This is a genomic window from Phaeobacter sp. NW0010-22, from assembly GCF_040365955.1.
Lineage (GTDB): Bacteria > Pseudomonadota > Alphaproteobacteria > Rhodobacterales > Rhodobacteraceae > OMPR01.
The window spans coordinates 54,442-75,640 of record NZ_BAABWT010000011.1 but is presented as its reverse complement, the minus strand read 5'-3'; the positions used below and the strand labels follow the sequence as shown (position 1 = coordinate 75,640).

The window sequence follows — 21,199 nt, the reverse complement described above, 5'->3', positions numbered from 1 at the left end:
CGCTTTTCATAGTCCGCAACACTACATATAGTGGCACCAACAAAAGCGTAGCAAAGTACGCGGGACAAGGGACTAGACATGGCGCATATCATTGTCGTCGGAAACGAAAAGGGCGGCGCGGGTAAATCCACCGTCTCGATGCACGTTGCAACGGCGTTGTCGCGCCTTGGGTATCGCGTCAACACACTCGATCTGGATTTACGCCAAAGAACATTGGGCCGGTATTCCGAAAACCGTGCATCCTTTTTGGCCAAAGCCGGGATTCAACTGGCAACCCCCATCACCCACGATTTGCCAGAAATCGACCCAGCCGACCTGAAGCCGGGCGAAAACATCTATGACCACCGCCTGTCGGCTGCAGTCTCGACCTTGGAAACGAACAGCGATTTCATTCTGATCGATTGCCCTGGGTCTCATACACGTCTCAGCCAGGTTGCGCACTCTCTCGCGGACACCTTGATCACGCCACTCAACGACAGCTTCGTGGATTTCGACCTGCTGGCGCGGATCGACGCCCACGGGGAAAAAATTCTTGGCCCCTCTGTGTACTCAGAAATGGTCTGGAACGCGCGTCAACTGCGGGCCCAGGCCGGACTGAAACCGATTGACTGGATCGTTGTACGCAACCGCGTTGGTACACAGCGGATGGTGAACAAAGAAAAAATGCAGCGTGCGATTGAAATGCTATCGAACCGCATTGGGTTCCGCATCGCCCCGGGTTTCAGCGAACGGGTTATCTTTCGAGAACTGTTCCCACGCGGCCTGACGCTGCTGGACCTGAAAGATATCGGTGTCAAACAACTCAACATTTCAAACGTCGCCGCCCGTCAAGAGCTGCGCGACATGATGAAAGCGCTAAACCTGCCCGGCGTTGAGATCGACTTTTAGGCACCCAAAGGCTCCCGCCAATCGTCGATGTTTTGCAATACATCTCCTCTTGTTGGGCGTGGCCCGGGCTTGGCTTTGCCAAGCCCGGGCCACGCCCTTTCCTGCCATCCGCAGGATGCAAGGCCAAAGGCCGCGCAGTTTGGAAAGCTAAACCAGTTCAGTTTGCCTCATAAACAGTGAACAGCTCTTGCGGCTCAGAAACGCCACGCAGCATATATCGACCCAAGCTTACCAAGTCATGCGAGGTTTCCCCTGCCATTTTCACGACATGCTCGGAGAGAATGAGGCTCTGTCCAACCGAGCGATGCATTCCCGACAAACGCACCGTTAAATTCACCGCGGGACCAATAACCGTAAAGTCCAACCGGTTTTCCGCACCTATGTTGCCGTAGAGGATCTCTCCCGCGTGCAGAGCAATCGTGATGCCTGTTGTTGTTTCCCCACGCGCCGCGCGCGCTTGGTTTTTGGTGTCCATTTCGCGACGCAATTCGGTCATCGCATTCAAGCCAGCCGCAACAGATTCCGACAGAGACGCCAGATTGAACATGGCCAGAATCCCATCCCCCATAAATTTGAGGATATTGCCACCGTGTCCCTGAATGACACTCACCGCCAAGCCGAAATAATCATTCAGCATTGCGATCAGCTCTGGCCCTGGTGTGCGCTCGGTCAGGCTGGTAAATTCTTTGAGATCGAAATAGCACAGTACCGCATCGACCTGCTGCAAGGATCCTCGCTGGATCTCGCCGGACAACACCCGCCGCCCTGCGTCGCGCCCCAGATACACGGCCAATAGATCCCCTGCCACCTGCCTGTTTGCAGCCGCCTTTAACGCCAGCGCCAAGGCCCGCAGTGTTTCTTTGATCATACGCAGATCGGTATCTGAAAAACCTTCGGGCCCGTCGCTGGTCCAAGACATCAATACCCCTTCGGGCACGTTGGTCGGATCCAACGGATCCAGAGTTTTTCCATCCAGAACCACGCCCGCAACGAAATAGTCCGTTGCACCCTGCTCTTTCAGTGCATTCAAGATCGGAAACCGGCTTGGTGCTTCAAGATCAAGAAGCCGCACACGCATTTCGCGCTGATCTGTTTCCAACAGATAATGAAACGGGCTGTTTAACCAGCCTTCGTCTGGCGATTCACTGTAGGCATATTGTTCGCGACTGATGCCTTCTGAGCGATACCAATCAAACCCCAGGCCCCCGTATTTGGGGTGAAAGGCGCTTTGCGCAACGCTGAGCCGATAAAGCGGCACACCCAGTTTAACCAGCTCTGCACAATAGCCCTGCAACAGGTCTTCTTGGCCAAGCCCCTCCAGACCCCGATCCAGCAACCAAGAGGTTAAGACAGCCGACGTTGCCCCAGCCTGGGCATGAACGATGGTTTCGTGTGTCATGTGTCTCTCCATTTCAATCGGGCGATCAGATCGGATACCTAACAGCCAGCGTTCGTTAATCCATGCCAGCAAGTCGCGTTAGCATTACACGCAACAGCGCCGCGTCTTCGTCGCTAAATTGCGCTGCAAGCTGCGCGTCGTAAGTCTCGGCAATTCCGCGAAGCTCCCGATAGGCGGTCTGCCCGGCAGGGGTCAACGCCAAACGCTCGGATCTGCGGTCTTGCTCATCACGAGTGCGTGTCAGGAACCGGCGTTGTCCCAATTTGGCAACAGCGCGGCTGATCTTGGTCTTGTGAATGCGCGCCCGGTCGCTAACCTGTTTTGCTGTCATTTCCCCGTAATTGCCCAGATGGAACAGCACGCGCCACTCGTTGCGCAGCATCCCATAACGATTCTTATAGACCTGCTGAAACTCCAGAGAACTCTCTTCTGCAGCCCGATTTAGCAGGAACGGCAAGAAATTTCGCAAATCGAAATCATCTTTTTCTGTCATTTTCGCGTCTCCTCTCCTTGTTAGTTACAAAATCAACTATTATTCGACAACCAACAAACGGAGGAACGCGCGATGAATCGTCCGACAGACGCCCATAATTTCACCCAAGCCAACACAATTGCTGGCACAACAGACGGCTATATGCCCGGTTTCGGAAACGACTTTGAAACCGAAGCGCTCCCCGGAGCGCTGCCTCAAGGCATGAACTCGCCACAGAAATGTAACTATGGCCTGTATGGCGAACAACTCAGCGGTACGGCCTTTACTGCGCCCAGCCATCAGAACGAGCGGACATGGTGCTATCGCATCCGCCCGTCGGTGAAGCATTCACACCGCTATACCAAGATCGACCTGCCCTACTGGAAATCCGCGCCCAACGTTGATCCCGATGTGATCAGCCTTGGCCAATATCGCTGGGATCCGGTTCCCCATTCGGACCAATCGCTGACGTGGCTGACGGGCATGTACTCCATGACCACGGCCGGCGACGTAAATACGCAGGTAGGCATGGCCACGCATATTTACCTGGTCACTGAATCGATGGTGGACAGCTATTTCTTCTCTGCTGACTCTGAGCTTTTGGTGGTCCCCCAAGAAGGCCGCCTGCGGTTCTGCACCGAATTGGGTATCATCGACGTTGAACCCCAAGAGATCGCCGTAATCCCACGGGGTCTGGTCTACCGTGTCGAAGTGCTCGAAGGGCCTGCACGCGGCTTTGTGTGTGAAAACTACGGACAGAAATTCGAACTGCCCGGCCGGGGCCCAATCGGGGCCAACTGCATGGCCAATCCACGTGATTTCAAGGCGCCCGTAGCGGCGTTCGAAGACCGCGAGGTTCCCTCCACCGTGACCATCAAATGGTGCGGGCAGTTTCACGAGACCAAGATCGGACATTCGCCGCTGGACGTGGTCGCATGGCACGGCAACTACGCGCCGATGAAATACGACCTGCGCACCTATTGTCCTGTCGGCGCGATCCTGTTCGATCACCCCGATCCCTCGATCTTTACCGTTCTGACCGCCCCCTCTGGCCAACCTGGCACCGCCAACATCGATTTTGTGCTGTTCCGCGAACGCTGGATGGTGGCCGAGGACACCTTCCGCCCACCGTGGTATCACAAGAACATCATGTCTGAACTGATGGGCAACATCTACGGCCAATACGACGCCAAGCCCAAGGGCTTTATCCCCGGCGGCATGAGCCTGCACAACATGATGCTACCCCACGGCCCGGATAAAAACGCGTTCGAGGGTGCAAGCAATTCCAACCTCGGCCCTGAAAAACTGGACAACACGATGTCCTTCATGTTCGAAACCCGCTTCCCGCAGCATTTAACCGCATTCGCGGCCAATGAAGCGCCGTTGCAGGATGACTATATCGACTGCTGGGATGACATCGAAAAGAAATTCGACGGAACCCCCGGCAAGAAATAATCGGTTGCGGTGGGGTACACTCCCACCCTACCCAAACCTCGTAGGGTGGTTTTGAGCCACCGCACCGCACGAAGGAAACGCGCATGTCTCTGATGAAATCCTGGGTGGCTTCGGCCAACGACGCCAACCACCCGTTCCCGCTGAACAACCTGCCCTATGGCGTATTTTCGACCGACGGCACCGATCCACGTTGTGGCGTTGCGATTGGTGACATGATCCTCGATATGGAAGCCGTCGAAGGTGAAGGTCTGGTCCAACTGGCCGACTACCCGCTCTTCGACGTGCCGTTCTGGAACGAGATGATGGAACAGGGCCCTGCTGTCTGGGCGGCTCTGCGCGACCGTCTGACCGCCCTGCTGGCCGATGGGTCTGCGGATCAAGCCAAGGTCGAGCCATTCCTGGTTGCCGCTGCTGACGTAGAATTGCACCTGCCGATGGTTGTCGCTGAATACACCGACTTCTATGCCGGAATGCAGCACGCCAAAAACATGGGCGCGATCCTGCGCGGATCACCTGATCTGCCTGCCAACTGGCTGCACATCCCGATCGGTTACAACGGACGTGCCTCTTCGGTGGTTGTGTCTGGCACTGACATTCACCGCCCCAACGGTCAGACCAAGGCCCCAGATGCGGACATGCCATCCTTTGGCCCGACCAAGCGTCTGGACATTGAGCTGGAAATGGGCGCCATCGTTGGCACCGGATCCGAGTTTGGTCAGCCGATCACCGTTGACGAAGCCGATGCGATGATCTTTGGCTACGTGCTGCTGAACGACTGGTCCGCCCGTGACATCCAAGGCTGGGAATATCAGCCCCTCGGCCCATTCCAAGGCAAGGCGTTCGGCACCTCAATCAGCCCGTGGATCGTCACTGCCGCTGCGCTGGATTCCTTCCGCGCGCCAACACCCCCGCGCGAAAAAGAGCTGCTGCCCTACCTGAATGGATCCAAAGACGGTCTGTATGACATCGAACTTGAGGTGCTGATGCAGCCCGAAGGCGCAGCCAAGGCCACATCCGTATCCAAAACCAACTACAACCGGATGTATTATTCGGCAGCGGAACAGCTGTGCCACCACGCCATTGGCGGCTGCGAAATGACCACCGGCGATCTACTGGGGTCGGGTACAATCTCTGGCGCGGATCGCTCTGAATACGGCTCGTTGATGGAGCTCAGCTGGGCCGGTCGCGAACCCTTTACCCTCGACACAGGCGAAACACGTGGCTTCATCGAAGACGGCGATACCCTGACCCTGCGCGGCAACGCGCGTGGCGACGGGTTCACCATCGGCTTTGGTGATTGCACCGGGAAAATCCTGCCTGCCGTAACCTGGCCCGCCAAGGACTGATACCATGAGCACCCGCCCCACATACGTCGGATACATCGCGATGAGCCTTGATGGCTTTATCGCGGATGCCAGCGGCAGCGTTGAATGGCTCGATCCATTTAACGAAGCCTTGGCATCAGATGGCACAGACGGCGGATATGGCGATTTCATCGGCCCCGTCGAAGCGCTGATCATGGGGCGGCCCACCTATCAACAGGTCATGGGCTGGGGCTGGCCGTACGCGGCCCGCCCGGGTTACGTCCTGACCCGCGACAAGACCCTGACTGGTGACCATATCGCTGCGGCTGGCGACATCGACACCCTGCGCGCTGCGATCGAAACCGCTGGACACACCCGGATCTGGGTCATGGGCGGCGGCGAAACCCAACGCGCGGCGATTGACGCCGGTCTGTTTGACACGCTGCGGGTCTTTGTCATGCCAACACTACTTGGCAACGGCCTGCCGTGTTTTGCGCCCGGCGCACAGCACAACCTGACACTCACTGCATCGGCCCAAAAACCGGGCGGCATTCTGCAAATCGACTACGACATCATCAAGGATTGATCTCATGGCCAAAGCATTCGCGTCCCAAGGGGACATGACCGAAAAGAAAATCACATTCGACGAAATCGGTAAGGGTCTCTATGCCTTCACCGCCGAAGGCGACCCCAACTCAGGCGTGATCATCGGCGACGACAGCGTCATGATCGTCGAGGCACAGGCGACGCCCCGTCTGGCCAACAAAGTGATTGAATGTGTGCGGTCTGTCACCGACAAGCCCATCAGCCACGTTGTTCTGACCCACTACCACGCCGTGCGCGTGTTGGGTGCCAGCGCCTTTGGGGCGCAGCAAACCATCATGTCAAACGCGGCCTACAACATGGTTCTGGAACGCGGACAAGAGGACTGGGACAGCGAATTCCAACGCTTCCCCCGCCTGTTCGAAGGCTATGAGAGCATCCCCGGCCTGACATACCCCACCACTACGTTTAGCGATGAGATGACCGTTTTCCTTGGCAAGCGTCGTGTGAACATCAAGCAGATCGGTCGCGCTCACACGGCAGGTGACGCGGTGATCCACGTGCCGGATGAAAACGTCATGTTCACAGGTGATATCGTCGAAGATCACTCAGCCTGCTATTGTGGCGACGGCCACTTTGCCGACTGGGGTCAGACACTGGATAATATCAAAGCCTATGACGTGGATGCAATTGCACCCGGTCGCGGCGGTGCATTGATCGGCAAAGAGGCCGTGGAACGCGCCATCGAAAGCACCCGTGATTTCGTTCAAAGCACCTATCTGCCTGCTGCCAAAGTGGCTGCACGTGGTGGATCTCTGAAAGAAGCTTGGGACGCCGTTCGCGCAGAATGCGACCCTAAGTTTGCGGATTACGCGATCTACGAACACTGCCTGCCTTTCAACGTTGCGCGCGCCTATGACGAAGCCCGCGGCATCGCTCATCCCCGTATCTGGACCGCTCAGCGCGATCTGGACATGTGGGCCGACCTGCAAGGTTAAGCTACGCTGGTCGCCTTGTGCGCTTTGTTTTAGATCAGCGCACAAGGCTCAGCCACGAATTAAATTGAAATTCTAGGGCACCACTCGAGGCAGTGGTTTCGAAACGTGCGCCCGAAATTTGGAGGAGATCACCCATGTTTGACGATAGATATACGCTGGCTTACAAACTCTATCCCTACGAACGCTCGGCAGATCAAGACGCGGATACCCCTGTACGCCATCCCGTTGTAGTGATGGGCGGTGGTCCCATCGGCATCGCGACAGCGCTGGACCTTGGCCTGCAAGGCATCCCCGTTGTTGTGCTGGACGATCACGAAGGCGTCGGCATGGGCAGCCGGGCGATTTGTTTCGCCAAACGGTGTCTCGAAATCGCGGACCGTTATGGCTGCGGTGAACCCATGCTGGACAAGGGCGTGGTCTGGAACGTGGGCAAGGTTTTCCACAAAGACGACAAAGTTTTCGAATTCAATCTGCTCCCCGAAGAAGGCCACAAATACCCCGCCTTCATCAACATGCAGCAACCCTATTACGAGTCTTTCCAGATCGAACGCCTGCGCGAGATTCAGGCCAAAGGCGCCCCGGTCGAAATTCGTGGCAAGAACCGTATCGACAATGTCGAAGTCAAAGACGACCACGTTGTCCTGACCGTTTCGACCCCCGAAGGCCCCTATACAATCGAAGCGGATTGGCTGGTTGGATGTGACGGCGCATCCTCGCCGCTGCGCACCATGATGGATCTCGAATTCACTGGCAAAGTGTTTCAGGACAGCTTCCTGATTGCAGACATCAAGATGAAGGGCGACAGCCAATTCCCAACCGAGCGTTGGTTCTGGTTCGAACCCACCCATGGCCAAGGTGCATCCACCCTGCTGCACAAACAGCCCGATGACGTCTGGCGTGTCGATTTCCAGATCGGGTGGGATGTGGATCGCAAGGAAGAAATGAAAGAGGAAAACATCCGGGCCCGTCTGGATGCCTTCTTGGGCAAAGATGTCGACTACGACATGGTTTGGTCCTCAATCTACACCTTCCAATGCAAGCGCATGGAAAACTTCCGCCATGGGCGCGTGTTCTTTGCAGGCGACGCCGCACATCAGGTTTCGCCATTTGGTGCACGTGGGGCCAACTCGGGCATGCAGGACATCGACAATCTGGGCTGGAAACTGGGCCTTGTGATCAATGGCAAAGCCCCTGACAGCTTGCTGGACACCTACAATACCGAACGCGTCCACGGTGCCGATGAAAACATCATGAATTCGACCCGGTCGACCGATTTCATCACGCCAAAATCGCCCATGTCCCGCTTGCTGCGAGACTCGGTTCTGGCGCTGTCCGAACATTACGAATTCGCCCGTCCAATGGTGAATTCCGGCCGTCTGTCGGTGCCCTGTTGCTATGATGGATCATCGCTGAATTCTGCGGACGCCCTGGATGCGCCGGCCCGTACCCGTCCGGGTTCGCCTTGTCCCGACGTGCCTCTGGGTGATGAATTTCTGCTCTCGAAACTCGGCAACGACTTCATTTTGCTGACAATCGATGTCGACGCACCCGACGAAATCGAAGAAGCCGGGATCACCGTTAAACGTCTGGCCCTGTCAACAAAAGACGACCCCACGCTGTTGCTGAAAGAGCGTTACCTAGGCGAGGCCGAAACCGGCGTTTACCTGATCCGTCCGGATCAGCACGTCGCCGCACGTCGTCCCAACTTTGATGAGAACCAAATCCGCGCTGCAATTCGCCGCGCCACAGGCAAGGAATAAGAGCAATGTCCGACTTGATCCTGACCCCGAACATTAATGGCGTAGATGATTTTTATGCCGAACTGATTGCCACCCACGAGGGCCTGTCCGATGCGGACAGCCAGGCGCTGAACGCGCGCCTCATTTTGGTGCTGGCCAACCACATTGGAGACCGCGCGATCCTGACCCAGGCGCTGACAGCTGTCACGCCAAAAGAGGAGAACTAAAAGATGAAAATCGAACAAATCCACCACGTTGCTTATCGCTGCAAGGATGCGAAAGAGACGGTCGAGTGGTACAACCAGATGCTCAAGATGGACTTTGTTCTGGCCATCGCCGAGGACCACGTGCCCTCGACCCACGAACCCGATCCCTACATGCATATCTTTATGGACGCGGGCAACGGCAACGTATTGGCGTTCTTTGAACTGCCCACCAAACCAGAGATGGGCCGCGACCTCAACACTCCGATCTGGGTTCAGCATATTGCGTTCAAGGTCAAAGATCGCGACACCCTGATTGAATTCAAAGAGCACCTCGAGGCTAATGGCGTCGAAGTGCTGGGCGTCACCGATCACTCGATCTTCCACTCGATTTATTTCTTTGATCCCAATGGCCACCGCGTAGAACTGGCCTGCCCCGATCCAAAAGAAGAGGCGATGTTGGCCAAGCTCGACGCCGTGAAGTGGGACATGCTCGAAGAATGGTCTCGTACCAAAAAGGCCCCAAAGCATGCAGAATGGATGCACTCAAAAGAACTGAGTGACGTCTGATCCCAACCCGGTGCATAGTTGCACCTGAGACCCTTCAAGCAACCGGCGTAGGTCGGTTGCTTTTTATTTGAACGGAGCCCCTAATGAGCGAAACGATCCTATTTGATTACTGGCGGTCTTCGGCCAGTTACCGGCTGCGCATCGCGCTTAATATGGCCGGGGTTGCGTATCAATCTATCAACGTGGATTTGGTCAAAGGGGACCAGAAGTCGCCCGAGCATTTGGCCCGCAATCCCCAAGGGTTCGTTCCGGTGCTGGAAATTGACGGATTGCGCCTGACCCAATCTCTGGCCATCCTCGACTATCTGGATCAAACCCGTGATCTGAACCTGCTGCCCAATGACCCCGCCGCACGCGTCCAAGCCCAAGCTTTGGCCCATGCCATCGCGGTTGACCTGCACCCGGTCTGCAACCTGCAGGTCGCCAAACACGCCACCCAAATCAGCGGCGGCGCAGATGGGATGCCCGGCGACTGGATGACCCACTTTATCCGCCCCGGCATGCAGGCGTTTGAGACGCTGTTGGGTGCCTATGATCAGACCCCATTTTGCACTGGAAACGCCCCTGGACTGGCCGACATTTGCCTGATGCCACAGATCTACAATGCCCGTCGTTGGGGTGCTGATATCAGCGATTTACCCCGCGTACTGGCAGTGGAATCAGCCTGTGCTGCCCATCCTGCCTTTGCCGCCGCGCACCCGGATCAATGCCAACCTACCCCTACGTAACGTTGGGGAACTTCACCCAAATCGTTAAGATCACCGCCAAAGCTCCTCTCTGGCGATAGCAAACGCATGCTACGCTCCTCCCTGCTCCGGCTCTCTTTTGCTGGACCATTGGGAGGAGAAAACATTGAAGACAGCATTATTGACAGGCCTCGCCTGCGCCATCAGCTTTGCCACCAGCGGCTGGGCTGCCGATTGTAACACATCCAAATGGGGCGCCGATGATGAAATCGGGTCCGCAAACTTGATCAGCCCTGAAAACACGCTCAAGGCTGCGCAGTTGATCAAACAGGGCAAATCCATGCCACTGGGCATCGTGATTGACTCCAATACACCCGCCTTTCCACCGCGTTCTTTAAGCCTGCAAGTGGTCCAGCCCAGCCAGCAAGGCGGTCAAAAACTCAATGCGTTTGGCTATCCCGGCAACTACAACGATGACCTGCTGCAAACATGGGTCGGCATCGGCAGCCAGATCGACGGCCTCGGGCATCTGGGTGAAAAGGGTTTCTATTACAACTGCTCAGATGAGAAAGAGATCTCTGCAATCACCGGCCTGACCAAGCTGGGTGTTCATAACGTGCCCCCTCTGGTTGGCCGCGCTGTGATCCTCGACATGGCGAAACACTTCGGAAAACCCGCGCTTGCTGCTGGTGAACACTTTGGCGAAGCTGATATCAAGGCCGCTGCTGAGGCCCAAGGCGTCACCATGGGCGAAGGCGACATCATCCTGTTCCACACCGGCTGGACAGACGCGATGTTGAAAGATGATCCCAAGGCATGGGTGTCCGGCGAGCCCGGCATCAACAACGAAGGGTCCCGTTACATCGCCTCGCTCAATCCGATGGCCGTTGGCGCAGACACTTGGGGGGTTGAACCCGTCCCCGCCGCCGAAGGGGACGGCGTGTTCTATGGTCACGTGATCTTTTTGAAAGAAAACGGCATTTACCTGCTGGAAACCATGAACACTGGTCCGCTGGTGGCCGAAGGTGTGAACGAATTCATGTTCGTCCTCGGTCAGGCCCGTATCCGCGGCACCGTGCAGATGATCATCAACCCGGTCGCTCTGTATTAATTCGTACCCCCGCGCAGATCTTACTGTGCGGGGGCTTTGCAAATCCTGAGCTTTTAACAGCAGGTTGCTTATTCCGTCCCGTAAGTCCGATTCTCGGCATCCGTCACGCGAATTTTATTCGGGAACTTAATGGTCGTCTTGCTCGTCTCGAATTCGGGGCGCCATTTATTATTCGTCGCCCAACACGGGACCTGAACGCCCTTCAGAACTTTCAGATCCGCCGGGTAATACGTCCGAAACAGCGGTGCTTTGAACTTTGCGCGCAACCGCTTTGCTTCCGCTGTGTTAATGTTTTGCAAGCGTGGCATAGCGCCCAACCCGCCCTTGATCGTACGGGAACCGGCTTTGACTTTTGCATGGTGCTTGAAACCAGAGTGGCCCAATCGCCCAAAATAGGCCGCACAGACAACAGTCCGCCCGTTTTTCTCAAAAACACTGTGGGCAGTGACAACGTTGTAAAACTCAACTCCGCCAACCTTAGTAGGTTTCCCTTTGCCTTCGATCTTAAAGCTGCCATCAATCAACTGCGCTGGCTCTGCGTTCAGCGCCCCTACACCTAACAGCGCTGCCAGTGAAACTGCCGACGACACAACTTTTACGATTTTCATTCACTTCCCATTTTCCGCAAATACCATGTGCTACGGATTGTATTACTTGAATGCTATCAGCGGTCTATTTCCTAAATTTATCAATGCGCTTTCTCAACCTTAAAGTGACTTAAATAGAGGCCATATGCCATTTTGTAGCAGCGCACATCAGCTGTGAAACTATGGGGACTTGGTTCTAGTGTGCTTCGTGATAGCTTCACCCGGTATGACAGGAGACCCCGAAATGCCCGAGATCCGCGGCTATCACGCCCATGTCTATTTTGATGCCGAAACCGTTGAAACCGCCCGTACAGTTTGCGCCGAGTCCGCGCGCCTGTTCGATGTCACAATGGGGCGCGTCCACGAACGCAATGTCGGTCCGCACCCCCGTTGGAGCTGCCAGTTGGGTTTTGCCCCCGAGGTCTTTGATCAAGTGATCCCCTGGCTGATGATGAACCGTCAGGGGCTTACCATCTTTACCCATCCCGACACCGGCGAACACCTGCAAGATCATCGGGATCGCGCGCTATGGATGGGTGAGCTGTTAGAACTTGAACTGTCCATTTTCAACGACGCCTAACCTCCCCGGTCAAATTCCGACCCTGATGTCGCAGGTTGCGTTGGCACACAGAAAATACTGTGCCTAACCTATGCCCAACGCTGCCTTTCAGGATCGGAGACCACGCCTTGGCCAGACAGTACAGCTTTCCCAACAACCACTGGGATTGGCCCGTCAAACTTACCCATCACCATGCCGTGCGCGCAGGCAACCTGATCTTTACCGGCGGTCAGGTGGATCTTGATCCAAAGGGCACCGTGCGCAACATCGGGGATCTCGAAACCCAATGTCAAAATTCCATGGTCTATATGGAGCGGCTGTTCGATGATCTCGGCGTTGATTTCAACGATCTGGTGCGCCTCGTGGTCTATTTCGTTGGGGATGCGCAAGACGAGGCCTTTCTGTTGGATCTGCTGGCCCAGATCATCGGCCCCACGGCCCGCCCGGTGATCAATATGATCCCGATGCCTGAGCTCTGCTATCCCGACATGCTAACCGAAATCGAAGGCGTCGCCGTGCGATCCTCCAACGGGGACGTCTTCGAAAGACAGTGCCGCACCCTACCCGACCTGCCCCCGCTACCAGCCGCGTTTTCGCATCTGGTTCAGGCTGGAGATATGATCTTTACCAGCGATATCTCAGCGCGCAATTCAGATGGCACCGTGGCCCATCCCAACGATCCTGCCGCCCAAAACTCAGCTTACGATGGATCGGCTGGAACAGGTTCTCGCACTCTCCGGCGCTGGACTGGATGATGTGGTGAAACTGACGACCTGCACCACCGGCGATGAAACAATCAAGGGCTGGGCAACGGCCGCCGCCCTGCGCGCCGACCGCTTTACACGCAACAGCCCTGTGGTGACCGATCTGCCATTGGCCCAAAGCCCAGCGCCCGGTCAAGCAACCAAACTCGCTGCCACCGCCATATTAGGGTCAGAGCCCGCGCGCCATACCAGCCCGGATGGCCATTGGACGTGGTCGCAATCCATGCCCTATGCCCATGGCACCTGCACCGGCGATGTAATCCATATTGGCGGTCAGGTGGCTCGCAGCGAAACATCCAAAGTTCTAACACCCGATGATATGGTCGCACAGACCCGCACCGCGATGGCCAACATTGCGCAAATCCTTGCCCAATACGATGCAACACTGGATGACGTGGTCAAAGTCACAACCTTTTACCAAGGGAACGCCTCGGCAGAGGCCTTGCATGAAAACCTGCTGGTGCGCTCAAACTCCTATACCGCGCCCGGTCCTGCGACGACAGGCATCCCCGTCCCCCACCTGGAACGCAAAGGTCTGGTGATCAAGATCGAGGTCATCGCCGTCCTGGATCTTGATCACCATAACCCCAAGCGTCATGGCCCCAGCCCACAGCGGGGCCATTTGCCGATTAAAGTGCGCGTGCCTGATCGCGCAGAACAAACTTCTGGATCTTGCCGGTCGATGTCTTGGGGAGACTGCCAAACACAACCGTTCTGGGTGCCTTGAAGTGGGCCATGTGATCGCGGCAAAACGCAATCATCTCTGCCTCGGTCGCGTCTTTTCCCGGCTTTAGTTCGACAAAGGCACAAGGTGTTTCGCCCCATTTGTCATCCGGGCGTGCTACAACCGCCGCCTCCATCACGGAGGGGTGTTTGTACAGGACATCTTCGATCTCAACAGACGAGATATTTTCACCCCCCGAAATGATGATATCCTTGGACCGATCCTTGAGCGCGATATAGCCATCCGGGTGCATAACCCCCAAATCACCACTGGCAAACCATCCGCCCTTAAACGCCTTATCCGTGGCTTCGGGATTTTTCAGATACCCCTTCATCACGATATTGCCCTGCATGAAAATCTCGCCCATGGTTTCGCCATCCGACGGAACAGGTTCTAACGTTTCAGGATCGGCGACCATCAGACCGGACAGGGCCACGTATTTCACACCCTGACGCACCTTCAGCGCCGCGCGATCTTCGGGCCCCTTGTCGTTCCACTCATCCTTCCAGGCACAGACAACCGAGGGACCATAAGTTTCGGTCAACCCATAGACATGCGTGACCTCGATCCCCATGGATTCCATGTTCTCGATCACCGCAGCCGGAGGCGGTGCACCCGCGGTCATGACCTTGATTTCGTGATCAAAATCCTTCAGCTCATCAGGCGCATTGGCCAACATGTTCAACACAATCGGGGCGCCACAAAAATGGGTGACCTTCTCGTCGCGAAACGCCTGATAAATCGGTTCGGCCCGTACCGCACGCAAACACACCGACACCCCCGCATTCGCCGCCATGGCCCAAGGGAAACACCAGCCGTTGCAATGGAACATCGGCAAGGTCCACAGATAGGTGGAATGCTGCGGCATCCCCCATGTCAGGATATTCGAGGTCGCATTCAAGGCCGCCCCCCGATGGTGATACACCACCCCCTTGGGATTCCCTGTCGTCCCCGAGGTATAGTTCAGTGTAATCGCATCCCACTCATCAACGGGCAGTGACCAATGATAGTCAGGATCCCCCGCCTCTAGCAGCGCGTCATAAGTCAGCGACCCCACCGGATCCCCGCCATCAAAACTGGGATCGACAATGTCGATCACCAGCAAGTCCGGGCGATCCACCTGTGTCAGCGCCTCGCGCACAACGCTGGAAAACTCAGGATCTACCAACAAGACCTTGGCTTCGGCATGTTGCAGAATAAAGGCAATGATCGGCGCATCCAGCCGGGTGTTTATCGCGTTCAGCACCGCACCAAGCATCGGAATCCCAAAGTGGGCCTCGTAGAGTTCGGGAATATTGGCCGCGATGATCGACACGGTATCGCCCCGCCCCACACCATGTCCCGCTAGCGCACTCGCTAACTGACGGCACCGCGCATAGGTTTCACCCCATGTATACCGGCGCGTGCCATACACCACCGAAGGGTAGTCGGGATAAACCGCAGCAGCCCGTTCAAGATAGCTGAGCGGTGACAGCGCGGTATGATTGGCTCGTGTCTGGTCGAGATGCTGTTCGTAGATTCCCGGCGTTGTCATCGCTATCCCTTTTCTGTCGCGTTGACGGGGATAATGGCCAGAACCAAACGCCGAGAAAAGACAAAGATGATGTCCGGCGCAATTATCGCACCCCCGGCCTCAAGCGCCTAAAGTTTTGTCAGCGCTCGCCCCGCCGCTGTCAGATTCCCAACCCGATCAATCAATCCCGCTCGCGGGTTGAAACCCCGGTCAAAGGTCTCAAAGGTGTCCAACATCAACGAAACCAATGGAAACGCATCTCGGTTGCGCATCAATTCTAGCACGCCCTCTTCGATGTATTCCTCGTCAAAATTGGCGGTTTCAGGGTTGCCCGTCATCAATTGAACAGCCGCCGCGCCCTGAATACCGCGCTTGGCAAATTCAGCCTGCATTCCGCCAATTTTGCCTACCCAGTCTGCCCGCCACGCCACCGCAAAAATGGGTCGCAACGGCAAGGCGGTATCCGCAAGCGCATCCAGTACTTCAGCGCGATTGGCATAGCGATAGCCGGTCCAAACATTGTGCGAGAACATCCGCCCCACAATCACCTCATCCGCCGACGATCCGGGACGGCTGACATAAATCGGCACATCCGTAACCTTTAGAAACGCTTTGGCGATGGCTTTGACGCGGGTCAGGTCCTCGTCCACTTGAACAATCTCAAGCGCCGACAACACATGCGCATTGTCTGCAATCAGTTGCAATACTGCCGCCGAGGGCATCGAGGTGGTGAACATATGGAACCTAATGCCCGTGCTGGCAAAATCCTGCACCCGACGACGGCCTTCCGCATGGGCCAGATCCACCAAGGGCGTGCGCACGGTCTCAATCCCCATCTGCCACAACCGCAACAACGGATAATCGTTACGCGCCCGCTTGCGCCCAAATTCCTCTTTCGCCCCGCTGTAGGGCAAATCCCGGCTCTGATACCAAGCATGGCGCATAAATGGCGTCAGCTCGGTTTTGGCCGCAGGCTTACGCAGGCTTAGATCCACAACGGCCGAGGATTCCGCCCCACCGGTGGGTAAAAACCGCAGCTTGTGCCCATCCTCGTAAACATCAATCAACGTGACGCCGAATTTGCCCAGATCATTGCGTCCGAAATCCGTGTCCGGTGCAACGTTATAAAGCTCTGAGTAGTCCTGTCGCACAAAGCTGGTCGATGGCAGGCAGTAATATTTCGTATCTTCCACCCGGTTGAAAAAGAACTGATGCACGTGCCCGGACAGCACCGCCTCGATCTTATGTATGCGTGCAATTTCAATCACCCGCGACCGCCCCGGTTCGCCATAATTGTCGTAATGTTCGTCTTCATCCGGCGTATCAATGAACGGCGGATAATGGGTGAACAGAAAAACGCGCTGTTCAGTCTGCACGATCTTTTCCAACCATGCGAACTGTTCTTCTTCGGCCGGCAAACCCGAATTCACGATCGACGCGTTGATCATCACAAACCGGCAGTCGCCATGATCCACATGATGCCACTGGGCACCAAAGTGGTCCGAATACCGCGCCGCAGTTTGCTGCGTCACCACGTTGGCAGGCGAGGCCTCTAACGGTTTGTCGCCAATATCGTGATTTCCGGGAACAAAATGTAACGTAGGATGCAACCCCGACAAGATCCGCTGCGCCTCTTCACAGGCAGCGTCATACTCTTCCATATGCGGCAACGCATGCACCATGTCGCCCAGATGGATCGTCAAAACCGGGTTTTGCGCATGTATCAGATCAACCGCAACCGCAGCCCGATCATTGGCTTTTGCATTCACAGAATACGGCGAAGACAGATCCCCGTCAGGCGCGCGCATATGCGTGTCTGCAATCACAGCCAAAGTAAAAAGCGGTTCGCTCACGACAATTGCCCCCTGTCCGTGCCCCAACATTGCGCAATCAGCACATCAGCTGAAACGCCGCGTACTCTGCACCAATGCCCTAGGTCTCTTGAGAGGGGCGCATTTGGAAACGTGCCTTAGCAGCCCTCCAAGGTCAAAGGCAATGTCCAGCACCCAAAAGGGACAATTCAGCCCCAAACACACATCTCACCACAAAAAAATCCGGGACGCGAACGCCCCGGCAAGTCTTTCGTGAGTGGTGGTCTTTTTATCTTATGTCTGGATCAACCTTTGCCTTTCCATGGCACCAGGAATTTTTCAGCCCAGCGCATCAGCATGTCGATGCTAAAGCCAATGATCCCGATCAGGATGATCCCCATGATCACGATATCCGTGTTCTGGAACTTGGAGGCCGTTACGATCATCTTACCTGCGCCCTTTTCAGCCGCCACAAGTTCCGCAGCCACAACCGTGCCCCAACAGACGCCCATCGCAACACGTGCACCGGTAAAGATCTCGGGCAATGAGTTCGGAACGATGACATACCGCATGATCTGGCGCTTGTTCGCGCCCAATGAGTAGGCCGCGTGCACCTTCGAGATCTTGACACCTGACACCCCTGACCGAGAGGCGATCGCCATAATCCAGAGCGCCGCAAGGAACAGCAGGATGATCTTGCCGCTTTCACCGATACCGGCCCAAATGATCACCAGCGGGATCAAAGCAAGTGGCGGTACAGGACGCATGAATTCCACGATCGGATCAAACCAGCCGCGTGCCCAATCGCTCAAGCCCATGGCATAGCCCAGTGGAATACCCACCAGCGCACCAAAGAAGAACCCGACAATCACACGCATGAGCGAGTAACCAAGGTGTTCCCACAGGGTCGACCCCTGATAACCTTGATTGGCAATTTCAATGGTCCGCTTGACCACCGCTTCGGGAGACGGCAACCAGATCGGCTCCATCTGCCAGCCTTTGTTTGGCACAAAGTTTGGCGTCCCTTTGTCGGACAAAGTCACCTTGCCATCGCCAACCGAAACAGAATCACCCGGCGCAATCGGCTGACCGTCAATCGCAACGATTTTAGCGCCGTCTTTTTTGGTGATTTCGTCGTTCTTGTCGACAGGGATCAACTTGCTTCGCCACGCTATCATGTTCAGCGCATCGTCTTTGGCAAATCCATCACCCAACGCGGCCTCGATCGCATCCGGTTTCTCATCTGCGGGATGCACACGCACGTGCACCGTGGCGTCATCCTTGGTGCCATCCGGCGCCTGCGCAGTGTAGGTGAACGTGGTGTCTCCGATAAACGGCCCCGGCGCGTGCATGAAGCTTGGCATCAGGCTGGATCCGGTAAAGGCCCCCCACAGAACAAAAATAGTGACGATCGAAACGATTGACGCCGCCCGGTTCGATTGAACCGCACTTTCGTCGCCGAACGTCACCGTCTTGAGCGATGTATAGTCCTGAACCGCCGTCTTTTGCGCGATGAATCGCACTGTATAAAAGGCGCCGACAAAGATCGCGATATATACGAAAAATGGGATCAGGCTGGTCATGATGCGTCCTCCGTGCGGCCCATGATCTCTTCTTCCATGTTCCAGATCATGTTCAGGATCTCTTCACGGGTCGGAGCATAATCAGGGTGTTTCTTGACCTCACGCAGATCTGCGCCAACGCCCATGTCCGCGAACGGCAGTCGGTATTCTTTGTGAATGCGGCCCGGACGGGGCGCCATAACGATCAGGCGTTCGCCCAACAACAATGCTTCTTCGACCGAGTGTGTGATCAAGATGATGGTCTTACCCGTCTCTTTCCACAGCTTCAGCACCAGAGATTGCATCTTTTCACGGGTCAGCGCGTCCAAGGCCCCCAACGGCTCATCCATCAAGATGACGTCCGGGTCATTGGCCAGACACCGCGCCAGCGCAACACGCTGCTGCATCCCGCCAGACAGCTCATAAACCGCCTTTTCCTTAAAGTCCTGCAAGCCGACAACATCCAACAGATGGTCGACGATTTCGGCTTTTTCCGCGTTTGGCATACCCTTCATCTTGGGGCCAAAGCCAACGTTGTCGCGCACACTCATCCATTCGAACAACGCGCCCTGCTGGAACACCATTCCGCGTTCCGCATCCGGGCCCTGAACCGTATGTCCGTTCATCACGATCTGCCCCTCGGTGGGGGCTAAAAAGCCTGCCAAAATATTCAAAAGCGTGGTTTTCCCACAGCCCGAAGGCCCCAGCACGCTCAACAGCTCACCTTCTTTCAGGTGCAGTGAAACATCTTTCAACGCTTGAACTGATCCACCATTTGGCAGGTCAAAGCGCATAGAGATGCTCTCGATAGATAATCCGGACATGATTCCCCTTCCAGATAGGTCCTGCTTTTCGTTTGGCCTCTATCGGCAAAAACAGCCCCATTTCGGGGCCGGAAAACAGGTTATGTGGCGGGCAGTTTCATCTGCCCGCCGCTGCGTTTAAGTCCTGGATTACATACCTTTGGCGGCCATGAGCGGCGCGGTGCTTACCGCATTTTCATAGCTGTCCAGTGCAGAATCGATGCTGCCCGCTTCGACGAACACATCCGCAACACCTTTCATGAAGCCCTGCGTGCCACCGCCGAGCCATTTGGCCGACAGCTGTTCATCAATGCTTGGGAACCCAAAGGTCGCGATCGTGGCTTTGGCATCTTCCAGATCCATACCAGCGTCTTTGGCAATAACCGGCAGCATTTCGTCCATGTGGTCGCCACTGTTCCACATCGCATTTGCGTCTGCGGTGACTTTCAGGAATTTCGCCAGCAATTCGCCTTCTTCAGCGACAAACGCAGCAGGGGCCGTTGTGGCATCAAACACCAGCAGACCCAGCTCTTCTTTTTCTGCGCCAGTCAACAGGATGTTGCCGTGCTCTTTCATGCGACGCAGTGCGCCACCCCAACCACAGGCCATATCGATGGAGCCCTGCGCCAATGCCGCGGCACTTTCGGCTGGTGCCATGTCAACGATTTCCAGGCTACCCAGATCTACACCGAAATGCGCCATCTGACCCAGGAAACCGTAATGCGCCGCTGTACCCAGCGGAACAGCGACCTTTTTACCCGCCAGTTCACCGGCTGATTCTTTGTCGATTTCCAGCGCGCTGCTAACAACGCAGTTGTCGTTCTCGGAATAGCTCACAGCGACATCAACCACTTGAATGTCCTGTCCGGCACTTGCCGCAACAACAAACGGTGGAATGCCCTGACTGACGGAAATCTGAACATCGCCCGACGCCATCGCCGCGCTCATGGCTGTGCCGGTGTCAAAGCTGACCCAGTTCACCTTGACGCCCATTTCCTTGTCATAGGTGCCTTTTACCTTTGCGTATTCAAATGGCATCGGCCATTCGAGGAAATAGGCAACGGTGATTTCGCCATCCGCAGCCATTGCCGGCGCAGCGCCCGCGATCATGGCCACGCCAGCGACGGCACCCATCAGCTTTGATTTAATTGTCATTCGTAGTCTCCCTGTTGCCCGCCGGTTTTCAGCGGATCGGATGTATTGGGCGGTCGTCCGCCTCTGGTATGATTTTCGCAAGCGCCGCCGTGAGGAGTCAGCGCCCGACTCTGATCCGAGCCGATATTCCCTTATCAATCAACGGTTTTTCTTCACTTTCGCCAAAACTTGAAGATGGTGAACTGAATCTTTCAAAAACCCAAACATTACTTTTCCGAGGTTTTTCAGGCAAATAATGCTTCAAAGGACCCGTCGCAGAATTTGCTCAGATTATCTCTGGCTATATGTCGATCCATAACTGGCCCTATCCGAGTGCACTATTTTTCAGCCCTTCTGGACATTAGAAGCAGGTT

21 protein-coding genes are annotated in these 21,199 nt (G+C 55.9%); 13 read left to right on the top strand and 8 right to left on the bottom strand.

Annotated elements, in window-relative coordinates:
* Positions 1-78 precede the first annotated feature (78 nt).
* Entirely contained in the window at positions 79-888 is an 810-nt protein-coding gene (locus ABWV33_RS20515; protein WP_113825631.1) for a division plane positioning ATPase MipZ, read from the top strand.
* 157 nt (positions 889-1,045) lie between these two features.
* On the opposite strand, the gene ABWV33_RS20510 is transcribed toward ABWV33_RS20515, so the two are convergent.
* Positions 1,046-2,287: an adenylate/guanylate cyclase domain-containing protein gene (locus ABWV33_RS20510; RefSeq protein WP_121998100.1), complete on the bottom strand. Its 1,242-nt coding sequence runs from the start codon at positions 2,285-2,287 to the stop codon at positions 1,046-1,048.
* A gap of 55 nt (positions 2,288-2,342) precedes the next feature.
* On the bottom strand, positions 2,343-2,780 hold the full coding sequence (locus ABWV33_RS20505; RefSeq protein WP_353333462.1) for a MarR family winged helix-turn-helix transcriptional regulator: 438 nt from the start codon (positions 2,778-2,780) through the stop codon (positions 2,343-2,345).
* Between the two features lie 72 nt (positions 2,781-2,852).
* Between ABWV33_RS20505 and hmgA the strand changes: the two genes are divergently transcribed.
* From hmgA to ABWV33_RS20460, 9 genes are all read left to right on the top strand, one after another.
* Positions 2,853-4,214 (top strand): homogentisate 1,2-dioxygenase, encoded by a 1,362-nt coding sequence (gene hmgA / locus ABWV33_RS20500; protein WP_353333460.1) that lies wholly within the window; start codon positions 2,853-2,855, stop codon positions 4,212-4,214.
* Between the two features lie 83 nt (positions 4,215-4,297).
* Entirely contained in the window at positions 4,298-5,560 is a 1,263-nt protein-coding gene (gene fahA / locus ABWV33_RS20495; RefSeq protein WP_353333458.1) for a fumarylacetoacetase, read from the top strand.
* Positions 5,561-5,564: 4 nt separating this feature from the next.
* Positions 5,565-6,104, top strand: coding sequence for a dihydrofolate reductase family protein (locus ABWV33_RS20490; RefSeq protein WP_353333456.1), 540 nt, complete (start codon positions 5,565-5,567; stop codon positions 6,102-6,104).
* A gap of 4 nt (positions 6,105-6,108) precedes the next feature.
* The gene (locus ABWV33_RS20485) at positions 6,109-7,059 is read left to right on the top strand and encodes an MBL fold metallo-hydrolase (protein ID WP_113825625.1); all 951 of its coding nucleotides are present in this window, start codon (positions 6,109-6,111) and stop codon (positions 7,057-7,059) included.
* 134 nt (positions 7,060-7,193) lie between these two features.
* Positions 7,194-8,819 carry an FAD-dependent oxidoreductase gene (locus ABWV33_RS20480; RefSeq protein ID WP_113825624.1) on the top strand — a complete coding sequence of 542 codons (1,626 nt, stop codon included), beginning with the start codon at positions 7,194-7,196 and terminating at the stop codon, positions 8,817-8,819.
* Between the two features lie 5 nt (positions 8,820-8,824).
* Positions 8,825-9,025, top strand: a complete 201-nt coding sequence (locus tag ABWV33_RS20475) for a DUF2783 domain-containing protein (protein WP_113825623.1) — start codon at positions 8,825-8,827, stop codon at positions 9,023-9,025.
* A 3-nt stretch (positions 9,026-9,028) separates the two neighbouring features.
* Positions 9,029-9,571 carry a VOC family protein gene (locus ABWV33_RS20470; protein ID WP_164621793.1) on the top strand — a complete coding sequence of 181 codons (543 nt, stop codon included), beginning with the start codon at positions 9,029-9,031 and terminating at the stop codon, positions 9,569-9,571.
* A gap of 83 nt (positions 9,572-9,654) precedes the next feature.
* Positions 9,655-10,299, top strand: a complete 645-nt coding sequence (gene maiA / locus ABWV33_RS20465; RefSeq protein WP_353333453.1) for a maleylacetoacetate isomerase — start codon at positions 9,655-9,657, stop codon at positions 10,297-10,299.
* Positions 10,300-10,423: 124 nt separating this feature from the next.
* Positions 10,424-11,368 carry a cyclase family protein gene (locus ABWV33_RS20460; RefSeq protein ID WP_113825620.1) on the top strand — a complete coding sequence of 315 codons (945 nt, stop codon included), beginning with the start codon at positions 10,424-10,426 and terminating at the stop codon, positions 11,366-11,368.
* Positions 11,369-11,436: 68 nt separating this feature from the next.
* Here ABWV33_RS20460 and ABWV33_RS20455 read toward each other — a convergent pair whose 3' ends face one another.
* Positions 11,437-11,976, bottom strand: a complete 540-nt coding sequence (locus tag ABWV33_RS20455) for a hypothetical protein (protein ID WP_353333451.1) — start codon at positions 11,974-11,976, stop codon at positions 11,437-11,439.
* A 223-nt stretch (positions 11,977-12,199) separates the two neighbouring features.
* On the opposite strand from ABWV33_RS20455, the gene ABWV33_RS20450 reads away from it, so the two are divergent.
* From ABWV33_RS20450 to ABWV33_RS20440, 3 genes are all read left to right on the top strand, one after another.
* Positions 12,200-12,535, top strand: a complete 336-nt coding sequence (locus ABWV33_RS20450) for a DOPA 4,5-dioxygenase family protein (RefSeq protein WP_113825618.1) — start codon at positions 12,200-12,202, stop codon at positions 12,533-12,535.
* 107 nt (positions 12,536-12,642) lie between these two features.
* Positions 12,643-13,269 carry a RidA family protein gene (locus ABWV33_RS20445; RefSeq protein ID WP_353333448.1) on the top strand — a complete coding sequence of 209 codons (627 nt, stop codon included), beginning with the start codon at positions 12,643-12,645 and terminating at the stop codon, positions 13,267-13,269.
* Positions 13,169-14,005: a Rid family hydrolase gene (locus ABWV33_RS20440; protein ID WP_353333446.1), complete on the top strand. Its 837-nt coding sequence runs from the start codon at positions 13,169-13,171 to the stop codon at positions 14,003-14,005. Before ABWV33_RS20445 ends, ABWV33_RS20440 begins: the two co-directional genes overlap by 101 nt.
* On the opposite strand, the gene ABWV33_RS20435 is transcribed toward ABWV33_RS20440, so the two are convergent.
* From ABWV33_RS20435 to ABWV33_RS20415, 5 genes are all read right to left on the bottom strand, one after another.
* Positions 13,908-15,536, bottom strand: coding sequence for an acyl-CoA synthetase (locus tag ABWV33_RS20435; RefSeq protein ID WP_353333444.1), 1,629 nt, complete (start codon positions 15,534-15,536; stop codon positions 13,908-13,910). The two genes, ABWV33_RS20440 and ABWV33_RS20435, sit on opposite strands and share 98 nt — an antisense overlap.
* Before the next feature lie 107 nt (positions 15,537-15,643).
* Positions 15,644-17,368: a metallophosphoesterase family protein gene (locus tag ABWV33_RS20430; RefSeq protein ID WP_353333442.1), complete on the bottom strand. Its 1,725-nt coding sequence runs from the start codon at positions 17,366-17,368 to the stop codon at positions 15,644-15,646.
* A gap of 263 nt (positions 17,369-17,631) precedes the next feature.
* Positions 17,632-18,900 carry an ABC transporter permease gene (locus tag ABWV33_RS20425; protein ID WP_353333561.1) on the bottom strand — a complete coding sequence of 423 codons (1,269 nt, stop codon included), beginning with the start codon at positions 18,898-18,900 and terminating at the stop codon, positions 17,632-17,634.
* A gap of 5 nt (positions 18,901-18,905) precedes the next feature.
* A complete protein-coding gene (locus ABWV33_RS20420; protein WP_113825614.1) occupies positions 18,906-19,712 on the bottom strand; it encodes a taurine ABC transporter ATP-binding protein in 807 nt (268 codons plus the stop codon).
* Positions 19,713-19,841: 129 nt separating this feature from the next.
* Complete coding sequence (locus ABWV33_RS20415; RefSeq protein ID WP_353333440.1) at positions 19,842-20,846, bottom strand: taurine ABC transporter substrate-binding protein; 1,005 nt, start codon at positions 20,844-20,846, stop codon at positions 19,842-19,844.
* Between the last annotated feature and the right edge of the window lie 353 nt (positions 20,847-21,199).